Annotated in this window: 18 protein-coding genes; 10 read left to right on the top strand and 8 right to left on the bottom strand. The window is 61.1% G+C overall.

From position 1 onward, the window contains the following. Positions 1 to 101: 101 nt before the first annotated feature. From PSH91_RS01810 to PSH91_RS01800, 3 genes are all read right to left on the bottom strand, one after another. Complete coding sequence (locus PSH91_RS01810) at positions 102 to 419, bottom strand: multidrug transporter (protein WP_305467128.1); 318 nt, start codon at positions 417 to 419, stop codon at positions 102 to 104. 62 nt (positions 420 to 481) lie between these two features. Continuing rightward, entirely contained in the window at positions 482 to 1,294 is an 813-nt protein-coding gene (gene mutM / locus PSH91_RS01805; RefSeq protein WP_047226033.1) for a bifunctional DNA-formamidopyrimidine glycosylase/DNA-(apurinic or apyrimidinic site) lyase, read from the bottom strand. Between the two features lie 45 nt (positions 1,295 to 1,339). Then, positions 1,340 to 2,155: an HDOD domain-containing protein gene (locus PSH91_RS01800; RefSeq protein ID WP_171061309.1), complete on the bottom strand. Its 816-nt coding sequence runs from the start codon at positions 2,153 to 2,155 to the stop codon at positions 1,340 to 1,342. A 199-nt stretch (positions 2,156 to 2,354) separates the two neighbouring features. Here PSH91_RS01800 and PSH91_RS01795 point away from each other — a divergent pair, with 199 nt between their 5' ends. The 5 genes from PSH91_RS01795 to ilvD all read left to right on the top strand — a co-directional run bounded on the left by PSH91_RS01795 (position 2,355) and on the right by ilvD (position 9,283). Beyond that, a complete protein-coding gene (locus PSH91_RS01795; protein WP_047226035.1) occupies positions 2,355 to 3,551 on the top strand; it encodes a class I SAM-dependent rRNA methyltransferase in 1,197 nt (398 codons plus the stop codon). Positions 3,552 to 3,955: 404 nt separating this feature from the next. Then, on the top strand, positions 3,956 to 5,038 hold the full coding sequence (locus PSH91_RS01790; RefSeq protein WP_305467125.1) for a SagB family peptide dehydrogenase: 1,083 nt from the start codon (positions 3,956 to 3,958) through the stop codon (positions 5,036 to 5,038). Then, positions 5,035 to 5,979 (top strand): diiron oxygenase, encoded by a 945-nt coding sequence (locus PSH91_RS01785; RefSeq protein WP_047226037.1) that lies wholly within the window; start codon positions 5,035 to 5,037, stop codon positions 5,977 to 5,979. Before PSH91_RS01790 ends, PSH91_RS01785 begins: the two co-directional genes overlap by 4 nt. Further along, complete coding sequence (locus tag PSH91_RS01780) at positions 5,972 to 7,174, top strand: MFS transporter (protein WP_281459630.1); 1,203 nt, start codon at positions 5,972 to 5,974, stop codon at positions 7,172 to 7,174. Before PSH91_RS01785 ends, PSH91_RS01780 begins: the two co-directional genes overlap by 8 nt. A gap of 267 nt (positions 7,175 to 7,441) precedes the next feature. After that, positions 7,442 to 9,283 carry a dihydroxy-acid dehydratase gene (gene ilvD / locus PSH91_RS01775; protein WP_047226039.1) on the top strand — a complete coding sequence of 614 codons (1,842 nt, stop codon included), beginning with the start codon at positions 7,442 to 7,444 and terminating at the stop codon, positions 9,281 to 9,283. Between the two features lie 177 nt (positions 9,284 to 9,460). On the opposite strand, the gene PSH91_RS01770 is transcribed toward ilvD, so the two are convergent. Then, the gene (locus tag PSH91_RS01770; protein ID WP_288911925.1) at positions 9,461 to 10,516 is read right to left on the bottom strand and encodes a haloacid dehalogenase-like hydrolase; all 1,056 of its coding nucleotides are present in this window, start codon (positions 10,514 to 10,516) and stop codon (positions 9,461 to 9,463) included. 243 nt (positions 10,517 to 10,759) lie between these two features. On the opposite strand from PSH91_RS01770, the gene PSH91_RS01765 reads away from it, so the two are divergent. Next, positions 10,760 to 12,151, top strand: a complete 1,392-nt coding sequence (locus PSH91_RS01765) for an L-cystine transporter (protein ID WP_274091164.1) — start codon at positions 10,760 to 10,762, stop codon at positions 12,149 to 12,151. Positions 12,152 to 12,166: 15 nt separating this feature from the next. Here PSH91_RS01765 and PSH91_RS01760 read toward each other — a convergent pair whose 3' ends face one another. After that, on the bottom strand, positions 12,167 to 12,679 hold the full coding sequence (locus tag PSH91_RS01760; RefSeq protein WP_047226191.1) for a dihydrofolate reductase: 513 nt from the start codon (positions 12,677 to 12,679) through the stop codon (positions 12,167 to 12,169). Positions 12,680 to 12,754: 75 nt separating this feature from the next. On the opposite strand from PSH91_RS01760, the gene PSH91_RS01755 reads away from it, so the two are divergent. Then, positions 12,755 to 14,122 (top strand): DUF2868 domain-containing protein, encoded by a 1,368-nt coding sequence (locus tag PSH91_RS01755; protein ID WP_305468488.1) that lies wholly within the window; start codon positions 12,755 to 12,757, stop codon positions 14,120 to 14,122. Beyond that, positions 14,115 to 15,488 carry a GTPase/DUF3482 domain-containing protein gene (locus tag PSH91_RS01750; RefSeq protein WP_160893846.1) on the top strand — a complete coding sequence of 458 codons (1,374 nt, stop codon included), beginning with the start codon at positions 14,115 to 14,117 and terminating at the stop codon, positions 15,486 to 15,488. Before PSH91_RS01755 ends, PSH91_RS01750 begins: the two co-directional genes overlap by 8 nt. A 73-nt stretch (positions 15,489 to 15,561) precedes the next feature. Here the strand turns inward: PSH91_RS01750 and PSH91_RS01745 are convergent, their stop codons facing one another. Further along, positions 15,562 to 16,053, bottom strand: a complete 492-nt coding sequence (locus PSH91_RS01745; RefSeq protein ID WP_076383046.1) for a DUF523 domain-containing protein — start codon at positions 16,051 to 16,053, stop codon at positions 15,562 to 15,564. A 2-nt stretch (positions 16,054 to 16,055) separates the two neighbouring features. Next, positions 16,056 to 16,688 (bottom strand): 2OG-Fe(II) oxygenase, encoded by a 633-nt coding sequence (locus tag PSH91_RS01740; protein ID WP_076383047.1) that lies wholly within the window; start codon positions 16,686 to 16,688, stop codon positions 16,056 to 16,058. 140 nt (positions 16,689 to 16,828) lie between these two features. On the opposite strand from PSH91_RS01740, the gene PSH91_RS01735 reads away from it, so the two are divergent. Further along, positions 16,829 to 17,572 (top strand): hypothetical protein, encoded by a 744-nt coding sequence (locus PSH91_RS01735; protein ID WP_305467116.1) that lies wholly within the window; start codon positions 16,829 to 16,831, stop codon positions 17,570 to 17,572. Between the two features lie 133 nt (positions 17,573 to 17,705). Here PSH91_RS01735 and PSH91_RS01730 read toward each other — a convergent pair whose 3' ends face one another. Beyond that, on the bottom strand, positions 17,706 to 18,653 hold the full coding sequence (locus PSH91_RS01730) for an alpha/beta hydrolase (protein ID WP_076383048.1): 948 nt from the start codon (positions 18,651 to 18,653) through the stop codon (positions 17,706 to 17,708). Between the two features lie 107 nt (positions 18,654 to 18,760). On the opposite strand from PSH91_RS01730, the gene PSH91_RS01725 reads away from it, so the two are divergent. Further along, entirely contained in the window at positions 18,761 to 19,348 is a 588-nt protein-coding gene (locus PSH91_RS01725) for a DUF6436 domain-containing protein (RefSeq protein WP_305467114.1), read from the top strand. Positions 19,349 to 19,413: the final 65 nt, after the last annotated feature.

The raw sequence follows: 19,413 nt of genomic DNA, 5'->3' as shown, positions 1-19,413 counted from the left end.
CGCTCCCACAGGGTTCTGTGGTGGCGACACCATTCATGTCTTAAGCAAAATCCCTTGTGGGAGCGATCCTGCTCGTGATGAGGCCAACAGCCACAGCGACATCACTCCTGCTCAAACCCCTCCCCAACACACCCCAGGCACCGCACAAACGTCGCCTTCACCGGGTCCACCACCAACGCCTTCCCCGCATCGCCGACGCCACCGCCCAACGCCGTAAAGGGTAACGACACCACAAATGCCCCGGCACCGATCACGGTGGCGGCGAGCAACAATGGACGGGCGATCAGCAGGTCGCCGATCATGGCGTAGGCCGGGGGATTCTGGATGGTGTAGCGCGGGTCGCCGCTGCCGCTGTTCGCCTGGGCAGGCAAACCGAGACACAACAGCAGCGCGAGAACGACAGGTCGGAGCAGATTCATCGGGCGATCCTTCGGCTAGGCAGTATGACAACTGACTATAAGACTATAGACCGCAGGACGGATCAGCTCTGACAGCGTGGGCACCAGACGCTGGCGCGCTGGCCCAGGCGAATCTCCCGCAGCCCCGTACCGCAGACCTTACATGACTCGCCGCCCCGGCCATACACGAAGAGTTCCTGCTGGAAGTAACCCGGCTGGCCGTCTCCCCCGATGAAATCACGTAGCGTCGTACCGCCGCGCTCGATGGCATGGGCAAGGATGCGTTTGATCTCGATCGCCAGTTTCAGATAGCGCGCCCGGGAAATGCCCCCGGCTTCGCGGCGTGGGTCGATCCCGGCGGCGAACAGCGCTTCGGTCGCATAGATATTGCCCACCCCCACCACCACCGCGTTATCCATGATGAACGGCTTGACCGCCATGGAGCGTCCTCGGGAAAGCTGGAACAGACGCTCGCCATCGAATAGATCGGTCAACGGTTCCGGCCCGAGGCGAATCAGCAATTCGTGGTTGAGCGGGTCGAGGCTCCAGAGCATCGCCCCGAAGCGGCGCGGGTCGGTGTAGCGCAAGGCCAGGCCGGATTCCAGTTCGATGTCCACATGCTCATGTTTGGCGGCAGGCATGCCGACTTCCACCAAGCGCAGGTTACCGGACATGCCCAAGTGGCTGATCAAGGTGCCAACTTCGGCGTTGATCAGCAGGTACTTGGCCCGCCGCTCCACCAGCACTATCCGCTGACCCGACAGTCGCACATCAAGGTCTTCGGGGATCGGCCAGCGCAAGCGCCGGTCGCGTACGACCACACGGCTGACACGCTGCCCTTCCAGGTGGGGCGCAATTCCGCGGCGGGTGGTTTCGACTTCCGGCAGTTCTGGCATGGGGGTTCTCGAATAAGGCGAAGGCCTGGTGCTGGTTTTCGATGCTTAGCGCGTGGCGAGGTCGCGAATTTCCTGCTTCTGGGTCTGGAAATCGTATTCCGACAAACCGATGTAATCGAGCACCAGAGCGCCGACACAGGCCCACTCATGATCGACCGGCTGATTGCCCAGGACCCGGTGCGATGAGCAGATGTTTTCGGACATTTTCAGGATCGCCAGCAGGTTTTTCAGCTGACTGTTGTTGCGTGACGTCTCATCGCTGAAAATCGCCAGGGCGTTGTGATGGTTGGCGATGGCCTGGCTGACATGGTCCGGCAGGCGCCAGGATTTGGAAGTGTAGTACCCGACCACCGCATGGTTGGTGTTGAATTCGCGGTTCTCGGTGTCCACCACCCGGCACTCGGCGCTGGCATTGGCGTAGGCCTGCTCCAGCACACTCATGTAGTTGGGGAACTGCTTGAGCATCAACGGCACGCCGCAATCATGGAACAGCCCCAAGGCGTAGGCTTCATCACCGTTTTCCAGACCGACGCGCTTGGCCAGGGTCAGGCAGGTCATCGCCACGTCCTGGGCCGTATCCCAGAAGCGATTGAGGGTGACGATGGCATCATCGTGCAGCTCGCCCTTGATCGACTGCGCGTTGATCAGGTTGATGATCGAACGGCTGCCCAGCAGGTTCACCGCGCGCTGGATCGAAGTGATCTTGTTGCGCAGGCCGTAGTACGGCGAATTGACGATCTTGAGCAAGGCACCCGAGAGGCCCGGGTCATGGGAGATCAGCTTGGCAATGGTCTCCAGGTCCGGATCAGGCATGTACTGCTCCATCTGCAGATCCACCATGATCTGCGGCTGGGGCGGCACACTGATGCCTTGCAGGGACTGTTGGATCTGTTCGGCGGAAAGCTCTTGGGACATGGGCATACACTCTGGGTCAGGCGGCGATTCTAACCCTTAAAGATGGATCCGATACACCGTCGGGCAAATCGCGCCACATGTCCATCACAAGCCCCGCACAGGCCGCAACACGCTATACTCCCGCTCTTTTTTCCGGAGCGACGTCATGTCCCTGCCCAGCCTGCGCCTCAAAGCCAACGCCGACCGTCGCCTGCGCGCCGGCCATCTGTGGGTCTACAGCAACGAAATCGATGTAGCCGCTACCCCGCTGCACGGCTTCAAGGCCGGCGACCAGGCCATCCTCGAAGCCGCTGGCGGCAAGCCGTTGGGCATCGTCGCGATGAGCCCCAACAACCTGATCTGCGCCCGCCTGCTGTCCCGTGACGTGAAGCTGCCGCTGGACAAATCCCTGCTGGTGCATCGTCTCAACGTGGCGCTGTCGTTGCGTGAGCGCTTGTTCGACAAGCCGTTCTATCGCCTGGTCTACGGCGACTCCGACCTGCTGCCTGGCCTTGTAGTCGACCGTTTCGGCGACATCCTGGTGGTGCAGATCGCCTCGGCCACCATGGAAGCCCACAAGGACGACGTGATCGCCGCCCTGACCCAGGTGCTCAAGCCCAGCGGCATCCTGTTCAAGAACGATTCCGCCGCCCGCGATGCCGAAGGCCTGAACCGCTACGTCGAGACAGTGTTCGGCCTCGTACCGGAGTGGGTCGCCCTGGAAGAGAACGGCGTGAAGTTCGAAGCTCCAGTCATGGCAGGTCAGAAAACCGGCTGGTTCTACGACCACCGCATGAACCGCGCACGCCTGGCGCCGTATGCCAAAGGCAAGCGCGTACTGGATCTGTTCAGCTACATCGGCGGTTGGGGCGTGCAGGCCGCGGCGTTCGGTGCCAGCGAAGTATTCTGCGTCGACGCCTCGGCCTTCGCCCTCGATGGCGTAGAGCGCAACGCGGCGTTGAATGGCTTTGCCGAAAAGCTGACCTGCATTGAAGGCGACGTGTTCGAAGCCCTGAAAGAACTCAAGGCCAGTGAAGAGCGTTTCGACGTCATCGTTGCCGACCCGCCAGCGTTCATCAAGCGCAAGAAAGACCTGAAAAACGGTGAAGGCGCCTATCGCCGCCTCAACGAACAGGCCATGCGCCTGCTCAGCAAGGATGGCATCCTGGTCAGCGCTTCGTGCTCGATGCACCTGCCCGAAGACGACCTGCAAAACATCCTGCTGACCAGCGCCCGGCACCTGGACCGCAACATCCAGCTGCTCGAACGCGGGGGCCAGGGACCGGACCATCCGGTACACCCAGCCATCGCCGAGACCCGCTACATCAAGAGCATCACCTGCCGGTTGCTGCCCAACAGCTGAATCATTTGCTGACCCTTATTAAACGCAGCCCTGGCTGCGTTTTTTTTGCACGTGTGAAAAGTTACCGAGCGCTTAAGCAAAAGCCTACAAAATAACTTTTTGTATGAGTCATCCCACATTATTACTGGAACTTTCCTACTCAATATCCGCTTGCCAAGCACTCATTAAAAACTATGATTGAACTGTCACTTCGCAAGTGATGACCCTCGAAAAAAACAACATTTATTCAAACCTCTTATTCAAAAAAGGAGCTGTATCATGAAAGCAATCAATCTGGAAGCTAACAAGATCGCAAACCTGGCCGGCCTGATTGTTCCAACAGGCTGCTAAGTAAGTAAAGGGTGGAGCTGAGGAGTGCCGGCGCCTCAGCCCATCCATGCTCGCCCCCTCAGCGGAAAACCTTAATGCATATAAATCCGTGCGTTTTCATACTTGCGCGCCCGCCGCACCAGATTGTATGGAACTATGAGCAGCACACTCAGTTCGAGCTCGATCTGCATTATTCAACGCGACTGGCACAACTTATTCACAACCCTTCACACTTCGACACTTGCAACCCCATCGACATTGAATTCCTGAATGCCGGCATATTGACTGCAGAACCCAAGGAAGCCCTCGAATGGCGATGGGACGAGTTATCCAGAATATTTCATATCGGCACAAAAAATATTCCTTGCGAAAGTGTTCCCCAAAATGTCGAGGAATGGGCAACCCTGTACCTGCAGCATTGCCAAGAGGTTCTATCATCACCGCCGCCGGCCTGCCGCATAAAACCGTGCCCGGTTGACCTGATTGCCTTGACGCCCTGCTCCCTGGTCGACATCGAGGACGTTTCGCTGGGGCAGACGCTTGTCAGTCGAAGCACCTCTCGCTCATTCAGCGAACGAGCCATTTCAATCGAGCAGGTCAGCACCCTCCTCTACCTGACCCTGGGTTACCTGAACGAGCGCCCTTTTGCTCACGAGACCGGTCATCCCGAAACGCTGGGCGCGCGACGCAGTAGCCCCTCGGGCGGCGGCCTGAATGCCTGCGAAGGTTACCTGTACGTGCGTCACGTGGCCGGGCTGGAACCGGGAATCTACGCCTACCACCCGGCCGAACATGCCTTGAGCCTGATCCGATCACTTCCGGATGAACCCCTGGGCCAATTGTTAGCCGGACAGCACTTCATCAATCCGTTGCCATTCGGGCTATTCATCACTTCGCGCTTCGACAAGCTCTGGTGGAAGTACGAACACTCGCGCGCCTATCGAATGGCGTTTGTCGAAACGGGCCACATGTCCCAGACCTTTTTGATGGTGGCGACTGCGCTGGGCCTCAAGACCTGGCTGACCGGGGCATTGAGCGACCGTCAGGTAGAACGGCTGCTTGACCTTGAAGACACTCCCGAACAGCCGTTGTTTTTTGTCGGTTGCGGTCATGGCGATGGGCAGGTCCACTGCCAGGCGCTGATGGCGCTGGTCAATGGCCAGGACTCTGCATCATGACCTTCACTCAGAGGCCGCGCTACACCTTGGGCGACTGGGATAACAAAGCTGCGGTGCGCGTGCGCAAAAACCACTACCGCCTACCCGACGATCTGGAGCATCAACTCGCCAGTCGGGACTGGTTTGCGCCAGCCTTCATACCCTATATCGAACATCCGCTGATCAATAAGGCGGGGCGCGCCATTGCCCAACGCCTGGCGGCCAATCACCTGGTGTACTTCCTCGACTACACCACCTTGCTCGAACACCGGGTGGTCAATCGCGCAGTGGAAACCATCGTCCATGGCGAACTGAGCGTACCCATCCCCAGCCAGATGAAAACCGCCGCCCTGCAGCTCTACACCGACGAGGGTTACCACGCACTGTTTTCCAATGAAGTGGCCGAACAGATCGTCGCCCTGTACGACATCCGCGACCGCTCGCTCCCCAGGCGCATCGACCGCCTGGTGGGCGTGATCGAAGCCACAAGCCCCCCGGATCGCCCTCTGGCGTGGTTTCTGCTGGGGTTCGTTTCCGAAACGATCATCGCCAAGGAGCTGCTGTCCATTACCCGCGAGACCTTGGTCTCCACGGTTTACCAGATGCTCAGGGATCATCTCGAGGACGAGGCACGCCATAGTCGCTATTTCAGCGAGGTGTTCCAGTATCTGTGGTCCGCCCTGGCCCCTGACCAGCGTGCTCTGGCCGCAAAGCTGCTGCTGGACATCATCGGCCTTTACTTCGAGCCCGACATCCCTTGGTTAACGCGCAGCCTCGCCAGCGTCGGCTTTGACGAACAGGACGCGTTGAAGATCGTTGCAAACCTCCTGCAACCGGACGCTCACGCCCAGCGAGTTCGCTCGGGGGCAGTCTCGACCTTCACAGCCATGCAGCAGGCAGGTTTCTTCGAAGACGGCCCCAATCGGCAGAGGTTCTTCCAGGCGGGGTTTCTCGATGGCTGACACTCATGATCTCGCCACACGCAAAACGGCCACTGTCGGCTTATTGTTGATGCTGACCTTGCTCGGCGTATTCCCCATCGATGTGGTGCTGCCTTCGTTTCCGGCGCTGTCCGAACACTTTGAGCGTCCATCGCCCGATATTGCCCTGTCTGTCAGCCTGTTCGCAGTGGGGATCGCAATGTCCCAACTGCTGGTCGGCCCGCTTTCCGACGCCATGGGACGAAGGAACCTGTTGCTGATCGGGATCATCGTCTCGGCCATTGGCGCGACCGGGTGCGTCGTGGCCAATGACTACTGGTCCTTCCTGCTTTTCCGGGTCATCCAAGCCGTGGGATGCGGTTGTTTCGTGCTCTCTCAGGCACTGATCCAGGACCTGTTTACAGGTCAGGAGCAGCAGCGATTACGGATTTTCCTGGTCACCTGCGGCGGCATTTTCATTTCCGTTTCGCCCTTGGCCGGCACCGGACTGCAAAGCTGGATGGGCTGGCGCGGCAGCTTCCTGGTATTCATTGCCCTGGCTGTCAGTGTGTTCTTGAGCGCCAGTCTTCTACTCAAGCCTTTGCCAGCGGATAGCCAACCCAGGCGCCCGGACTTCATTGCGTCCTACCGGACGGTATGCAGTGACTTCAACTTCATGGCCTACTGGCTGACGTCAGCATTGGCTTTTTCCTGCCATTTCTCGTTCATCGTCATCTCACCGCTGGTTTTCATTGACCAGCTGCAACTGTCGCCGCAGGCATTTTCGCTGACGTTGCTGGGCTACGGGCTGGCCTATATCGGCGGTGGAGCGGTCGCGACCGTGCTGAGCAACCGGATCGACCCACAGACGCAAATCCTCACGGGGCTGTGCCTGATCCTGACGGCGGGAGTGTTGATGCTTGGGCTCTCCAGCCATCTGGGCTTGTCGGTCACCACGCTGCTGCTGCCCATGATCGTGTGCACCGCCGGAACGACCATTGCTCGTGCGGCCGCCCACACCCGGGCGATGAATATCTTCCCCGAGCAAGCAGGTACATCGGCCTCGGCAGGCAGCGTGCTGATCTTCATTGTCGGCGGTTTGACCAGCGCCGCGCTCAGCCTCACTCCGCTGGACCTGCAAACCACCCTGGCTCTATGCCTGATGTTGCTCAGCCTCCTGGGGCTGGCACTCAATGGTCTGCTCCGGCATCGTCACAGGACGCTGTTGACGGGTTGAACATCGCCAGTCGTCATCCCGAGCACGACATTGGCACCCGATCAGCGCTTTGCGTCATTTCATCCTGACGCCAGGGGTGTAGAATCGCGACATTCATCGCCATTCATCCCCGGCGGGTTTATGAGCTCATGCTGAGGCGCGCAGCGATCCTGCAAAGTCATCGGCCACTTCCGGACACACGGCCAAACCCGGGTGTTCCAGACGTCAACAGAAGCTCACTTCCCATTGATACCTGATACGTACCTGATTTGCCGCCCGGAGTGCTCCATGCCTGATTACCGCTCGAAAACATCCACCCATGGCCGCAACATGGCCGGCGCCCGTGCATTGTGGCGCGCCACGGGGATGAAGGATGACGACTTCAAGAAGCCGATCATCGCCATTGCCAACTCCTTCACCCAGTTCGTGCCAGGCCATGTTCACCTCAAGGACCTGGGTCAACTGGTTGCCCGGGAAATCGAACGCGCGGGTGGCGTAGCCAAAGAGTTCAACACCATTGCCGTGGATGACGGTATCGCCATGGGCCACGACGGCATGCTTTATTCGCTGCCCAGTCGCGAGATCATCGCCGACTCCGTCGAATACATGGTCAATGCCCATTGCGCCGACGCCATCGTGTGCATTTCCAACTGCGACAAGATCACCCCCGGCATGCTCATGGCGGCCTTGCGCCTGAACATCCCGGTGATCTTCGTTTCCGGCGGCCCGATGGAAGCCGGCAAGACCAAGCTCGCCAGCCATGGCCTTGACCTGGTGGACGCCATGGTGATCGCCGCCGACTCCAGCGCTTCCGACGAAAAGGTCGCGGAGTATGAGCGCAGCGCCTGTCCGACCTGCGGTTCGTGCTCCGGCATGTTCACCGCCAACTCGATGAACTGCCTGACCGAAGCCCTTGGCCTGGCCCTGCCGGGCAACGGTTCGACCCTCGCCACCCACAGCGATCGCGAACAGCTGTTCCTGCAGGCCGGCCGGACCATCGTCGAGCTGTGCAAGCGTTACTACGGCGAGGATGACGAGTCGGTGCTGCCGCGCAACATCGCCAACTTCAAGGCGTTCGAAAACGCCATGACCCTGGACATCGCCATGGGCGGCTCCACCAACACCATCCTGCATTTGCTGGCCGCCGCCCAGGAAGCCGAGATCGATTTCGACCTGCGCGACATCGACCGTCTGTCCCGTCACGTGCCGCAGCTGTGCAAGGTCGCGCCGAACATCCAGAAGTACCACATGGAAGACGTGCACCGCGCTGGCGGGATCTTCAGCATCCTCGGCTCCCTGGCCCGTGGTGGCCTGTTGCACACCGACCTGCCGACCGTACACAGCAAAACCATGGCCGAGGCCATCGCCAAGTGGGACATCACCCAAACCACCGACGAAGCCGTGCATCATTTCTTCAAGGCCGGCCCGGCAGGTATTCCAACGCAAACGGCGTTCAGCCAATCGACTCGTTGGGAAACCCTGGACGATGACCGTGAAAACGGCTGCATCCGCAGCGTCGAGCACGCGTACTCTAAAGAAGGTGGCCTGGCTGTGCTGTACGGCAACATCGCTCTGGATGGCTGCGTGGTGAAAACCGCCGGCGTCGACGAATCGATCCATGTGTTCGAAGGCAACGCCAAGATTTTCGAAAGCCAGGATAGCGCCGTGCGCGGGATCCTCGCCGACGAAGTGAAGGCCGGCGATATCGTGATCATCCGCTACGAAGGGCCAAAAGGTGGTCCGGGCATGCAGGAAATGCTTTACCCCACGTCCTACCTGAAGTCCAAAGGACTGGGTAAAGACTGCGCACTGCTGACCGATGGCCGTTTCTCCGGCGGCACCTCGGGCCTGTCCATCGGCCACGCTTCACCGGAAGCCGCTGCTGGCGGTGCCATCGGCCTGGTGCGCGACGGCGACAAAGTCCTGATCGACATTCCGAACCGCTCGATCAACCTGCTGATCAGCGATGAAGAACTGGCCGGACGCCGTGTTGAACAGGACAACAAAGGCTGGAAGCCGGTGGAAGTGCGTCCGCGCAAAGTCACCACCGCCCTCAAGGCCTATGCCCTGCTCGCCACCAGCGCCGACAAGGGCGCGGTGCGTAACAAGGCGATGCTCGACGGGTTGTAAGCGTCCATAAACAGCAATAAAAATGCCCCACTCAAGGTGGGGCATTTTTTTGCAGTGAAACAAACCATCGATGATCAACTGTGGAGCGAGCCTGCTCGCGATAACGTTCAGTAACATCTCAGTTGGCTGACACACCGTCATCGCGAGCAGGCTCGCTCCCACAAGGAGTCCTGGGGTTTACTGGATATCTTCCGGCTTGACGATCACCCAGTTCTTGTCCGCCGTCACTGGCAGCCCTTCCTTGGCCTGGGCCGCGGCGTGCTTGGCCATCATGCCGTTGATCTGGTCCATGTACTTGTCCTTGCGGTTGACCCACAGGTGAATGCCGCCCTTGGCCACGTTCACATCGTGGAACAGCATGTAGCCGTCGCTGCTGGGGGTGTCGCCAGCCACAAGCACCGGTTTTTTCCATTCGTCGATGTACGTCAGGATTGCCGCGTGCTTGCCGGCCATCCAGGTCGCCGGAGTCCACAGATACGGTGTGTACTCAAGGCTCAGGTTGGCCTTCTCGTCATATTTGCCATTGCTGATCTGCTTGCGGGCGGTGGTCAGTTCGCCGGTCTTGCGATCCTTGAGCAACGTGGTCACGCCGATGATGTTCTGCGGCTTGAGGTTGTAGCCGTACTTCGGATCGGCGGCGACCATGCGCACCAATTCTTCCGAAGCCGCGGTCATGACATAGACCTCGATGCCGTTTTCCATCAGTTTGTTGTACAGCTCGACCTGACCGGTGAAAATCTTCGGCGGGTTGACGTTGTAGTTGACCACCTTGTCGCCGTCGTAATACGTGGTCGGGACCGGCTTGCCAGAAGCCATCAATTCGTCAACGTAGCCTTTGAGTTCTTTGAGGGTAAAGCCGGAAAACACCTGGGCGACCCAGGGGTAGCAGACCATGTCGTCCACTTCGCACAAACGGTAGTAGTAGCTGAACAGGCTTTCCTTGTGTTCGGCCGTGTCTTTGAACGGCATCAGCTTCAAGGATGGGTCGAGGGTTTCGCGGGTGATGAGGCCCTTGTTCTCCATGAACGGCAGCAACGACTCTTCCAGGTCGTAGCGGTAACTGGTGTTGTCCATGTCGAACACCGCGTAGTTACCTTTGTTGGCGTTGGTCGCGATCATCGCGTCCAGCGCCTTGGCCTGCTCCGCGGGCCAGTGCTTGAGCTCAGTAGCGAGCGCCTGGCCAACGAGGCCCAGGCCCATGGCGACAACGAGAAGGTGAGGTGCAAGCTTCATCGGCGTTTCTCCAAGGTTCAAAGAACTCGACGCTAACAAATGCTCATGACGTTTCTCTCCTGCCCGCGACCGCTTGCGTCTTGATACCGCCAGCGGCATGCCCATAAACGTCATTGCCTTATTCCATAAACGACAATCTACATACCTTTTTATTATTAATTCATTAGATATCAGGCTGTTAGGCTTCCCGCCTCGCAGTCGCGGCTTCAGGCGACTGGCACAAGTCCTATCGGAGTTTTTTTGATGAATCTGCCGCTGATCCTCAATCTGCTGGTGTTCCTCGCCTTGCTGTTTGGTCTGGCGCAAACCCGTCACAGCACCTGGAGCCTGGCCAAAAAAGTCCTGCTGGCATTGGTGCTGGGCGTGGTGTTCGGCACCGTCCTGCACACGATTTACGGCGCCGGCAACCCGGTGTTGAAAGCCTCGATCGGCTGGTTTGACCTGGTGGGCAACGGCTATGTGCAGTTGCTGCAAATGATCGTGATTCCGCTGGTCTTCGCTTCAATTCTCAGCGCGGTAGCGCGCCTGCATAACGCCTCATCCCTGGGCAAGATCAGCTTCCTGACCATCGGCACACTGCTGTTCACCACCGCCATCGCCGCCCTTATCGGTATCGGCCTGACCAACCTGTTCGGTCTCACCGCCGAAGGCCTGGTGGCCGGCACCCAGGAAATCGCACGCCTGCAGGTGATCCAGAGCGACTATGCCGGCAAGGTCGCAGACCTGAATATCCCGCAGTTGCTGCTCTCGTTCGTTCCGCAGAACCCCTTTGCCGACCTGGCCCGGGCCAAGCCGACCTCGATCATCAGCGTGGTGATATTCGCGGCCTTCCTGGGTGTCGCGGCACTGCAATTGCTCAAGGATGACGTGGAAAAAGGTCAGAAAGTGGTCAACGCCATCGACACCCTGCAAAGCTGGGTGACACGTCTGGTGCGGCTGGTGATGAAGCTGACCCCGTACGGCGTGCTGGCGCTGATGACCAAAGTGGTGGCCGGCTCCAACGTCCAGGACATCATCAAGCTTGGCAGTTTCGTGGTGGTGTCGTACCTGGGTCTGGGCCTGATGTTCGTGGTTCACGGTCTGCTGGTGTCCGCCGCTGGAATCAACCCGTTACGTTTTTTCCGCAAGATATGGCCGGTCCTGACCTTCGCCTTCACCAGCCGCTCCAGCGCCGCGACCATCCCGCTGAGTATCGAAGCCCAGACCAGCCGCCTCGGCATTCCACGGGCCATTGCCAGCTTCAGCGCGTCGTTCGGCGCCACCATCGGCCAGAACGGCTGCGCCGGCCTCTACCCGGCCATGCTGGCGGTGATGGTCGCGCCGACCGTGGGCATCAACCCGCTGGATCCGGTGTGGCTCGCGACGCTGGTAGCGATCGTGACCTTGAGCTCGGCCGGGGTGGCCGGTGTCGGTGGAGGCGCGACATTTGCCGCGCTAATCGTGCTGCCGGCCATGGGCTTGCCGGTTTCACTGGTGGCGCTGCTGATTTCCGTCGAGCCACTGATCGACATGGGCCGCACAGCGTTGAACGTCAGCGGTTCGATCACTGCCGGGGCGATCACCAGCCAGGTGATGCAGCAGACCGACAAGGCTTTGCTGGATGCCGAAGAGCATGGGGAGTTGGTGCAGGCTTGATTGCTCCCACATGGCTTACAGCTTTTCCCACACCTCAAAGCTGTAGGCCGGCTTGTCGCCCTCGGCCGGATTCGGCTGGTTCGACACCTGTTTCCACTGGCTCGAATCGAACGCCGGAAACCAGGCATCGCCATCCGGGCTCAGCGCCACACGGGTCAGGTACAGTCGGTCCGCCTGCTCCAGGGCCTGGGCGTACAGCTGGGCGCCGCCGATCAACATCAGTTCGTCGACACCCTGCTGCAACGCCCACGCCTCGGCCCGTTCCACCGCTGCCTCCAGCGTGGAAAAGACTTCCGCGCCCTCCAGCACGAGGCCAGGCTGACGACTGACCACGATGTTCAAGCGCCCCGGCAGCGGCCGCCCCAGGGAGTCCCAGGTCTTGCGGCCCATGATGATGGGCTTGCCCAAGGTGGTAGCCTTGAAGTATTTAAAGTCCCCCGGCAAGTGCCAGGGCATGCTGTTGTCGACGCCGATCACACGGTTTTCACCGAGGGCTGCGATCAGGCTTAAAGGGAGTGTTTTTTTCATGCCGGCGAGGATACCAGAGGCCACAGCGGTTATGCTCAACCCTCATTTGCGACGGAAGCACCTGTGTCTGAGCCTCTGACAGAACTGCACGACCTCTGGTTGACCGAGACGGTACGTCTGCGTGAAGAACACGCCGGCCCGCTCGAAGATCAGGAGGCCAATCGCCTGGCCCGCGCGGCGGGTGGCGATTTATCCAGCCGTATCCGTCACCGCGCCCGCTGGCTGGCCGAGCGCGACGGGCTCAGCCAGGCCTTGCATCACTGGCTGCAAGGGGCGCGCCTGGCGCTGATCATAATGGCTGTACTCGCCATCATCAGTGGCGCTGGCCTGGGCTTTGCCGCACTCGGCGACGGACGCACGCCGGTCAATGTGTTCTGGGCCCTGGGCAGCCTGTTGGCGTTAAACCTGATCTTGCTTATCGGCTGGGCCCTGGGCCTGATCTTTGCGGGTGAGCAAGGTGCAACGCTGGGGCGCCTGTGGTTGTGGCTCAGCGAAAAACTCGCCCGCGATGCCAAGGCTGCGCAACTGGCGCCAGCCCTGCTGCTGTTATTGCAACGGCACAAGCTCAATCGCTGGGCCCTCGGTGCGCTGGTCAATGGTTTGTGGCTGCTGGCGATGCTCAGCGCGCTGGTCATCGTACTGATGCTGATGGCCACCCGGCGCTACGGTTTTGTATGGGAAACCACCATTCTCGGCGGTGAGACCTTCGTCGTCATGACCCAGGCCCTCGGCGCCCTGCCCACCCTACTGGGTTTGAGCGGGCCAACCGAAGAGATGATTCGCGCCAGTGGCGACGCCGCGCTGAATATCGAAAGCGCCCGCCAGGCCTGGGCCGCTTGGCTGGTGGGCGTGACGCTGGTCTACGGCGTGTTGCCGCGCCTGTGTCTGGCGCTGGTGTGCCTGTGGCGCTGGCGTCGCGGCCGCGCCACGCTGCGCCTGGACTTGAACCTGCCAGGTTATGCCCAACTGCGGGAGCGGCTAATGCCCAGTAGCGAGCGCCTGGGCATCAGCGATGCCGCGCCCGCGCAATTGCATCAAATTGAAAGTGACGTTGGCGCGCTGCAAAGCGACGGTGCGCTGCTGGTGGCGATCGAACTGGACGACCGGCCTTGGCCACCGAAACTGCCAGGCACGGTGAAAAACGCCGGAGTGCTCGACAGCCGCGAATCGCGCCACAAGCTCCTCGAACAATTGTCACGCTTTCCTCCCGCGCGCCTGGCGATTGCCTGCGACCCACGACGTTCACCGGATCGTGGCAGCCTGGCGCTGATCGCCGAACTGGCCCGCAGCGCCGGCGCCACCCGCATCTGGTTGTTGCAGGCACCGCCCGGGCAAGCGCTGGACGCTGAACGCCTGGGCGATTGGCACAACGCGCTGCAACAGTTGCAATTGCCCTTCGCGGACTGCGCGCCTTTGAACTGGCTGGAGACCGGCCATGACTGAACCCACCAAGCCGCTGAAGCTGGCCGTGGTTGGGCACACCAATGTGGGCAAAACCTCCTTGCTGCGCACACTGACCCGGGACGTCGGCTTCGGCGAAGTGTCCCACCGCCCCAGCACAACCCGACACGTCGAGGGCGCGCGCCTGTCGGTGGACGGCGAAGCGTTGCTGGAGCTGTACGACACGCCGGGCCTGGAAGACGCCATCGCCCTGCTTGACTACCTCGAACGCTTGGAGCGCCCCGGTGAGCGCTTGGACGGGCCGGCACGCCTGGCGCGATTCCTGGACGGCAGCGAGGCACGACAACGCTTCGAACAGGAAGCCAAAGTGCTGCGACAATTGCTCGCCAGCGATGCCGGACTCTATGTGATCGATGCGCGAGAGCCGGTGCTGGCCAAGTACCGGGATGAGCTTCAAGTACTCGCCAGTTGCGGCAAACCGCTGCTGCCAGTGTTGAATTTCGTCAGCAGCGCCAGCCACCGCGAGCCCGACTGGCGCGAAGCCCTGGCACGGTTGGGGCTGCACGCTCTGGTGCGTTTCGACAGCGTCGCTCCGCCCGAGGATGGCGAGCGACGCCTGTATGAAAGCCTCGCCCTGTTGCTGGAAAGCGCCCGTGGGCAACTGGAACGACTGGTCGCCGATCAACAGGCCCAACGCCTGGCCCGTCAGCAGAGCGCGCAGCGCTTGATCGCCGAACTGCTGATCGATTGCGCCGCTTGCCGACGCAGCGTAGCCAGCGATGCCGAGCTGGAACGACAGGCCATCAGCGAGCTGCGCAACGCCGTACGTCAACGGGAGCAGCGCTGCGTCGAAGCCTTGCTCAAGCTCTACGCCTTCCGTCCCCAGGACGCCGCGGCTAGCGATTTGCCTCTACTTGACGGCCGCTGGGGCGATGACCTGTTCAATCCCGACACCCTCAAACAGCTGGGTGTACGTGTGGGTGGTGGGATCGCCGCGGGCGCAGCGGCCGGTGCCGGCGTGGATTTGCTGGTGGGCGGTCTGACCCTCGGCGCCGCCGCCCTGGCCGGCGCCATTGCCGGTGGCGCCCTGCAAACCGCCCGCAGCTACGGGAACAGGTTGATGGGCAAGCTCAAGGGCCAGCGGGAGCTGACAGTGGACGACAGTGTGCTACGCCTGTTGGCCCTGCGCCAACGGCAACTGTTGCAAGCCCTCAACCAGCGCGGCCATGCGGCAATGGACAGCATCCACATCGCCACACCCCAGGATAAAACCTGGCGCGAGGGCAAACTGCCCGAAGCGCTGAACAAGGCCAGAGCGTACCCGCAATGGTCGTCGCTTAATCCGCAGGCGCGGTTGAGCCAATCGGAACGCCAGGAACAGATCGAGCAGCTGGCTGAGCAGCTCTAGATGACACAACCCCTGTGGCAAGGGGATTTGTGGGAGCAAGGCTTGCCCGCGATGAGAGCGTCGCTACCGGTGGTTATTCGTCGGTCAATGCCCTGAGCGCCGCCGCAGCTTCTGCCAATTCCAACTCACTGAACACTTGCACCCCATGACGTTTGAGCAAGGCCGCCGTCACACCTTCACCAGGCACTTTCACGCCGCTGAACGTCCCGTCGTAGGTCAACAGATTGCCGCACGACGGGCTGTTGGCCTTGAGCACGGCGATACGGATAGCGTGTTCGCGCACCCGCTCCAGCGCTTGATACGCGCCGGACAGAAACTGTTCACTGACGTCTTCACCCTCGGTGGTGATTACCGTCGCCTGGCCGTCGAGCACCTGCGTACCTTGCCCACCGGGAATTTCTGCCGCCGCCCGAGGCGTGGGCAAGCCGCCGGCGACTTCCGGGCACAGCGGCACGACCCGACCTTCGTCGAGCCAGTGTTGAAGCTGATCGAACGGGCCACTGGCACCGCCGTCGTAGCGCACGCGGTGTCCGAGCAGGCAGCGGCTGACGAGGATCTTTTCCATGCTCAGAACACCTCGGTGCCGCGGCGCCGGAACCAGCCGGTCAAGGACAGGCGATCCCGCGCAGCAGGCAGGACTTCATGGGGGATGTCCCCCGACAGGAACACCACCAGACAACCGCCGGTGGGCACCACGTCGTGCTCCACGCCCTCGTCCAGGTACATGCGTAACTGGCCGCCATGCTCCGGCAACCAGGCGTCGTTGAGGTAAAGCACCGCCGACACCATGCGTCGATCGTCATCGCGAAAGCGGTCGACGTGCTTGAGGTAGAAGGCGCCAGGAGGGTACAGCGCGAAGTGGCTTTCGAAATCCTCCAGCCCCAGGAACAACCCGCGATTGATCGCCTCCCGCAAACTGTCCATCAACCCCAGGTAACGGTCGCACGCTTGCGCCTGGCCGGGCTCGATCCATTGGATACGATCACCCCGAATCCCTTCACGAATCTCCGAAAACGGCCCGCGCCCGACCGCCGCCGGGGCCAGCTCGCCTTCGGCGGCGCGCTGGCGACATTCGGCTGCCAAGGCGCGGGTCAGCGCATCCGGCAGGAAGATATTCTGCTGCGACCAGCCGCGCTCGGCCAGGTCGTCGACGATACGTAACAGCAGCGGGTGATCAGAAGGTATTTGCATGGCGCGCATAGTATTCCTGTGCCTGCAAAACCGACAGCGCCGCGCAGCGGGTTTGTCACGCATGATGGCGCAGGCGCAGGAACTTGATACGAATTCTCGACAAGTCCCCACACCCCACGGAGAATAGTCGGCTGCTGACAGGAGTCCCTATGCGCCGTTTGCTTTTCTCATTGTTGATGTTCTGTGCGTTGCCCGCTTGGGCAGACAGCTACGACCTGTTGTACAAGGTCGCCGGCTGGCCGGAACAACGGGCGCATTTCAATGACGCCTTGAGCGCCGCGCAGCAGCGTTACCAGAGCAGCCTGCCACCGGCAGTGTTCCAGGCACTGGTCAACAACAGCAATCAACGCTTTGCCCCCCAGGCCATGGACCAGCGGGCCGAGGCGCAATTGCGCAAGAACCTCATCGACCCAGCCCCGGCCCTGAGTTTTTTTCAGTCGCCCCTGGGCCGCAAAGTCGTGGCAGCCGAGCTGCTGGCGACCCGTCGCGACCAATTGGCGAAGAACGCCAAGGGCCTGCCGAAGATGCAAGTCAGCGACAACCGCCTATTGATCATCGGTCATCTGGCCCAGTCCCTGCCCGCCCGCGAGGCCGGCGCCGAAGTCAGCCTGGCGATCGCCGGCGTGGCGGCGGACAGCCTGAGCTCGATGATCCCCGGCCTGCTGGGTGCTGGCCAGGCCCAGGGCATGCTGAACGGTCAGCGCCAGCGTCTGATGGAGCAGATCGGCGCAGACCTGAACAACACACTGCTGTACGTCTACCGCGACCTGACGGACACCGAGCTGGAGGAGTTCGCCACCTTCGCCGAGTCGGCTGAGGGCCAGGCTTATTATCAAGCGGCCTTGGCAGCGATTCGGGCGGGGTTGGCGGTGGGGCAGACTCTCGGGCAATAGATAGATCTTCAGCGCCCCTGACACCGCTATCGCGAGCAGGCTCGCTGCCACAGGGTATTTGAGTGAACTCAGATTTTGTGATGGTCGAAAAACCAGCGTGGGAGCGAGCCTGCTCGCGATAGCAATAGCCCGGTCAGCGCCGAACCCGGCTCATCCGCTTCGTCAGAAATCCAAACATCTCCTGCCGCATCGCCAGCGCCTCATTCGCCAGGTGATGCCGACCTTCGGGCAACATCAGCACCTGGGGCCGATCGAACTTGCTGCGCAACACTTGCAGGTTATGCGCCCAATCCACCGTCATGTCCGCCTGGCCCTGCACGATCAAGGGCTGGCGCGGGCTGCTCGGGGCGACTTCGATACGCTTGATCCATTGCCCCAACGCTCCGACCCACGCGGTGGGCAGGCGTAGCGGTTGCAACGGGTCGGCTTGCAGGAATGGCAGGAAGTCCGGGTCGGTGGAGTTCTCGCTGAAACGTCGGGCGATGCCGGTTACAAAGGGTTTGAGCAAGTAGTAACTCAGGCGCGACCAGCCCCAGGCCCGCGGCCGCACCAAGGGCGACAGCAGTATGACCTGACCTTGGGCAGGGCTGTGCTGGCCTTGGTTGAGCACGTGATCAACCACGATGGCCCCTCCGGTGCTTTGTCCGCACAGATGCCAGGGTTGCGGCAGCTCCAGCGTCCCGGCCTCGGTCAGCAGGCCTTGCAACGTGGCCTGGTACTCGGCGAAATCACCGATGCTGGCGCGCTCGCCACTGGACAGGCCGTGGCCCGGCAGGTCGCAGGCGATCACGGCGAATTTCTGCTCCAGCGCCCACTCGATCAAGTGCCGGTACAACCCCATATGGTCGTAATAGCCGTGGAACAGAAACAGCGTCGCTAGCGCTTTTTCCGGCCACCAGACCTGACCGACCAGCTCATATCCGTCTATCTCGAAACGCCCCAGGCCCTTGCGCAACGTGCGGTGAGGAAAATCCAGGCCGTAGAACCGCTGATAATCCAGCGCCTGCGCAGACAGCGGCTGCCACTGAGCCAAAGGTTGCAGGCTGGCACGCAGGTGATCGGGGTCGAAACTGACGGGCATAGGATTTCCACATAAAAGCGCAACGCGCGAAACAGACTTTGTAGGCCTGCGATATTCATCTGTCGCGCCAGGCATGGCAAGCTACGCGGCCTCAGAGGATCGACTCCATGCGCCCGTCCCACCGCACGACCTTGCTTGCCAGCTTGCTTGCCCTCGGGTGCGCCGCCGTGTTGTGGATCGCCTACGACTGGTTCCAGGGCCGCTTTCTGCGAGCGTTCAGCGAACACACGGCGGTATTTTCCGGCGACCCTTTGCACCTCCCCCCCGGCCTGGCCGGCCCTGGCCCGATCCGCCTGGTGCATTTCTGGGATCCCGCCTGCCCATGTAACGTCGGCAACCAACAGCACCTTTCCGAGCTGGTGGAGAAATACGCCCCCCAAGGCGTCGAGTTTTATGCAGTCCAAAAAACCGGCAGTCAGGGTCAATTGCCGACCACGCTGAGCAGCCTCAAACCGCTTTCGGTGCTCCCCGGCTCAAGCCAGATTCCCGCCAGCCCGGCGGTGGCGATCTGGGATCGCAGCGGCAAACTGGCGTACTTCGGCCCCTACAGCGAAGGCCTGACCTGCAATTCGAGCAACAGCTTCATCGAGCCGATTCTCGAGGCCCTGAGCAGCGGCCGGGCGGTGAATGCGACCCACACGCTGGCGGTAGGGTGTTATTGCCCGTGGGGGCAGGACACATCCGCCAAAGAATAGGCCGCAGGGAAAATCCCCCAAGCAAGGATACGCAGACACCCGGCGGCATGTTAAACATGGGAATA

Origin of the sequence: Pseudomonas sp. FP1154, from assembly GCF_030687245.1 — a bacterium.
GTDB classification, from domain to species: domain Bacteria; phylum Pseudomonadota; class Gammaproteobacteria; order Pseudomonadales; family Pseudomonadaceae; genus Aquipseudomonas; species Aquipseudomonas rhizophila.
The sequence above is the reverse complement of the archived record's forward strand: the minus strand, read 5'-3'. Positions and strand labels throughout refer to the sequence as shown.

Bases quoted from the DNA above. Each gene is read 5' to 3' on its own strand.
- PSH91_RS01740 (WP_076383047.1), bottom strand. From the start codon at position 16,688: ATGCGCGCCATGCAAATACCTTCTGATCACCCGCTGCTGTTACGTATC.
- PSH91_RS01745 (WP_076383046.1), bottom strand. From the start codon at position 16,053: ATGGAAAAGATCCTCGTCAGCCGCTGCCTGCTCGGACACCGCGTGCGC.
- PSH91_RS01765 (WP_274091164.1), top strand. From the start codon at position 10,760: ATGAATCTGCCGCTGATCCTCAATCTGCTGGTGTTCCTCGCCTTGCTG.
- ilvD (WP_047226039.1), top strand. From the start codon at position 7,442: ATGCCTGATTACCGCTCGAAAACATCCACCCATGGCCGCAACATGGCC.
- PSH91_RS01770 (WP_288911925.1), bottom strand. From the start codon at position 10,516: ATGAAGCTTGCACCTCACCTTCTCGTTGTCGCCATGGGCCTGGGCCTC.
- PSH91_RS01810 (WP_305467128.1), bottom strand. From the start codon at position 419: ATGAATCTGCTCCGACCTGTCGTTCTCGCGCTGCTGTTGTGTCTCGGT.
- PSH91_RS01790 (WP_305467125.1), top strand. From the start codon at position 3,956: ATGCATATAAATCCGTGCGTTTTCATACTTGCGCGCCCGCCGCACCAG.
- PSH91_RS01730 (WP_076383048.1), bottom strand. From the start codon at position 18,653: ATGCCCGTCAGTTTCGACCCCGATCACCTGCGTGCCAGCCTGCAACCT.
- PSH91_RS01725 (WP_305467114.1), top strand. From the start codon at position 18,761: ATGCGCCCGTCCCACCGCACGACCTTGCTTGCCAGCTTGCTTGCCCTC.
- PSH91_RS01795 (WP_047226035.1), top strand. From the start codon at position 2,355: ATGTCCCTGCCCAGCCTGCGCCTCAAAGCCAACGCCGACCGTCGCCTG.
- PSH91_RS01785 (WP_047226037.1), top strand. From the start codon at position 5,035: ATGACCTTCACTCAGAGGCCGCGCTACACCTTGGGCGACTGGGATAAC.
- PSH91_RS01760 (WP_047226191.1), bottom strand. From the start codon at position 12,679: ATGAAAAAAACACTCCCTTTAAGCCTGATCGCAGCCCTCGGTGAAAAC.
- PSH91_RS01735 (WP_305467116.1), top strand. From the start codon at position 16,829: ATGCGCCGTTTGCTTTTCTCATTGTTGATGTTCTGTGCGTTGCCCGCT.
- PSH91_RS01780 (WP_281459630.1), top strand. From the start codon at position 5,972: ATGGCTGACACTCATGATCTCGCCACACGCAAAACGGCCACTGTCGGC.
- PSH91_RS01750 (WP_160893846.1), top strand. From the start codon at position 14,115: ATGACTGAACCCACCAAGCCGCTGAAGCTGGCCGTGGTTGGGCACACC.
- mutM (WP_047226033.1), bottom strand. From the start codon at position 1,294: ATGCCAGAACTGCCGGAAGTCGAAACCACCCGCCGCGGAATTGCGCCC.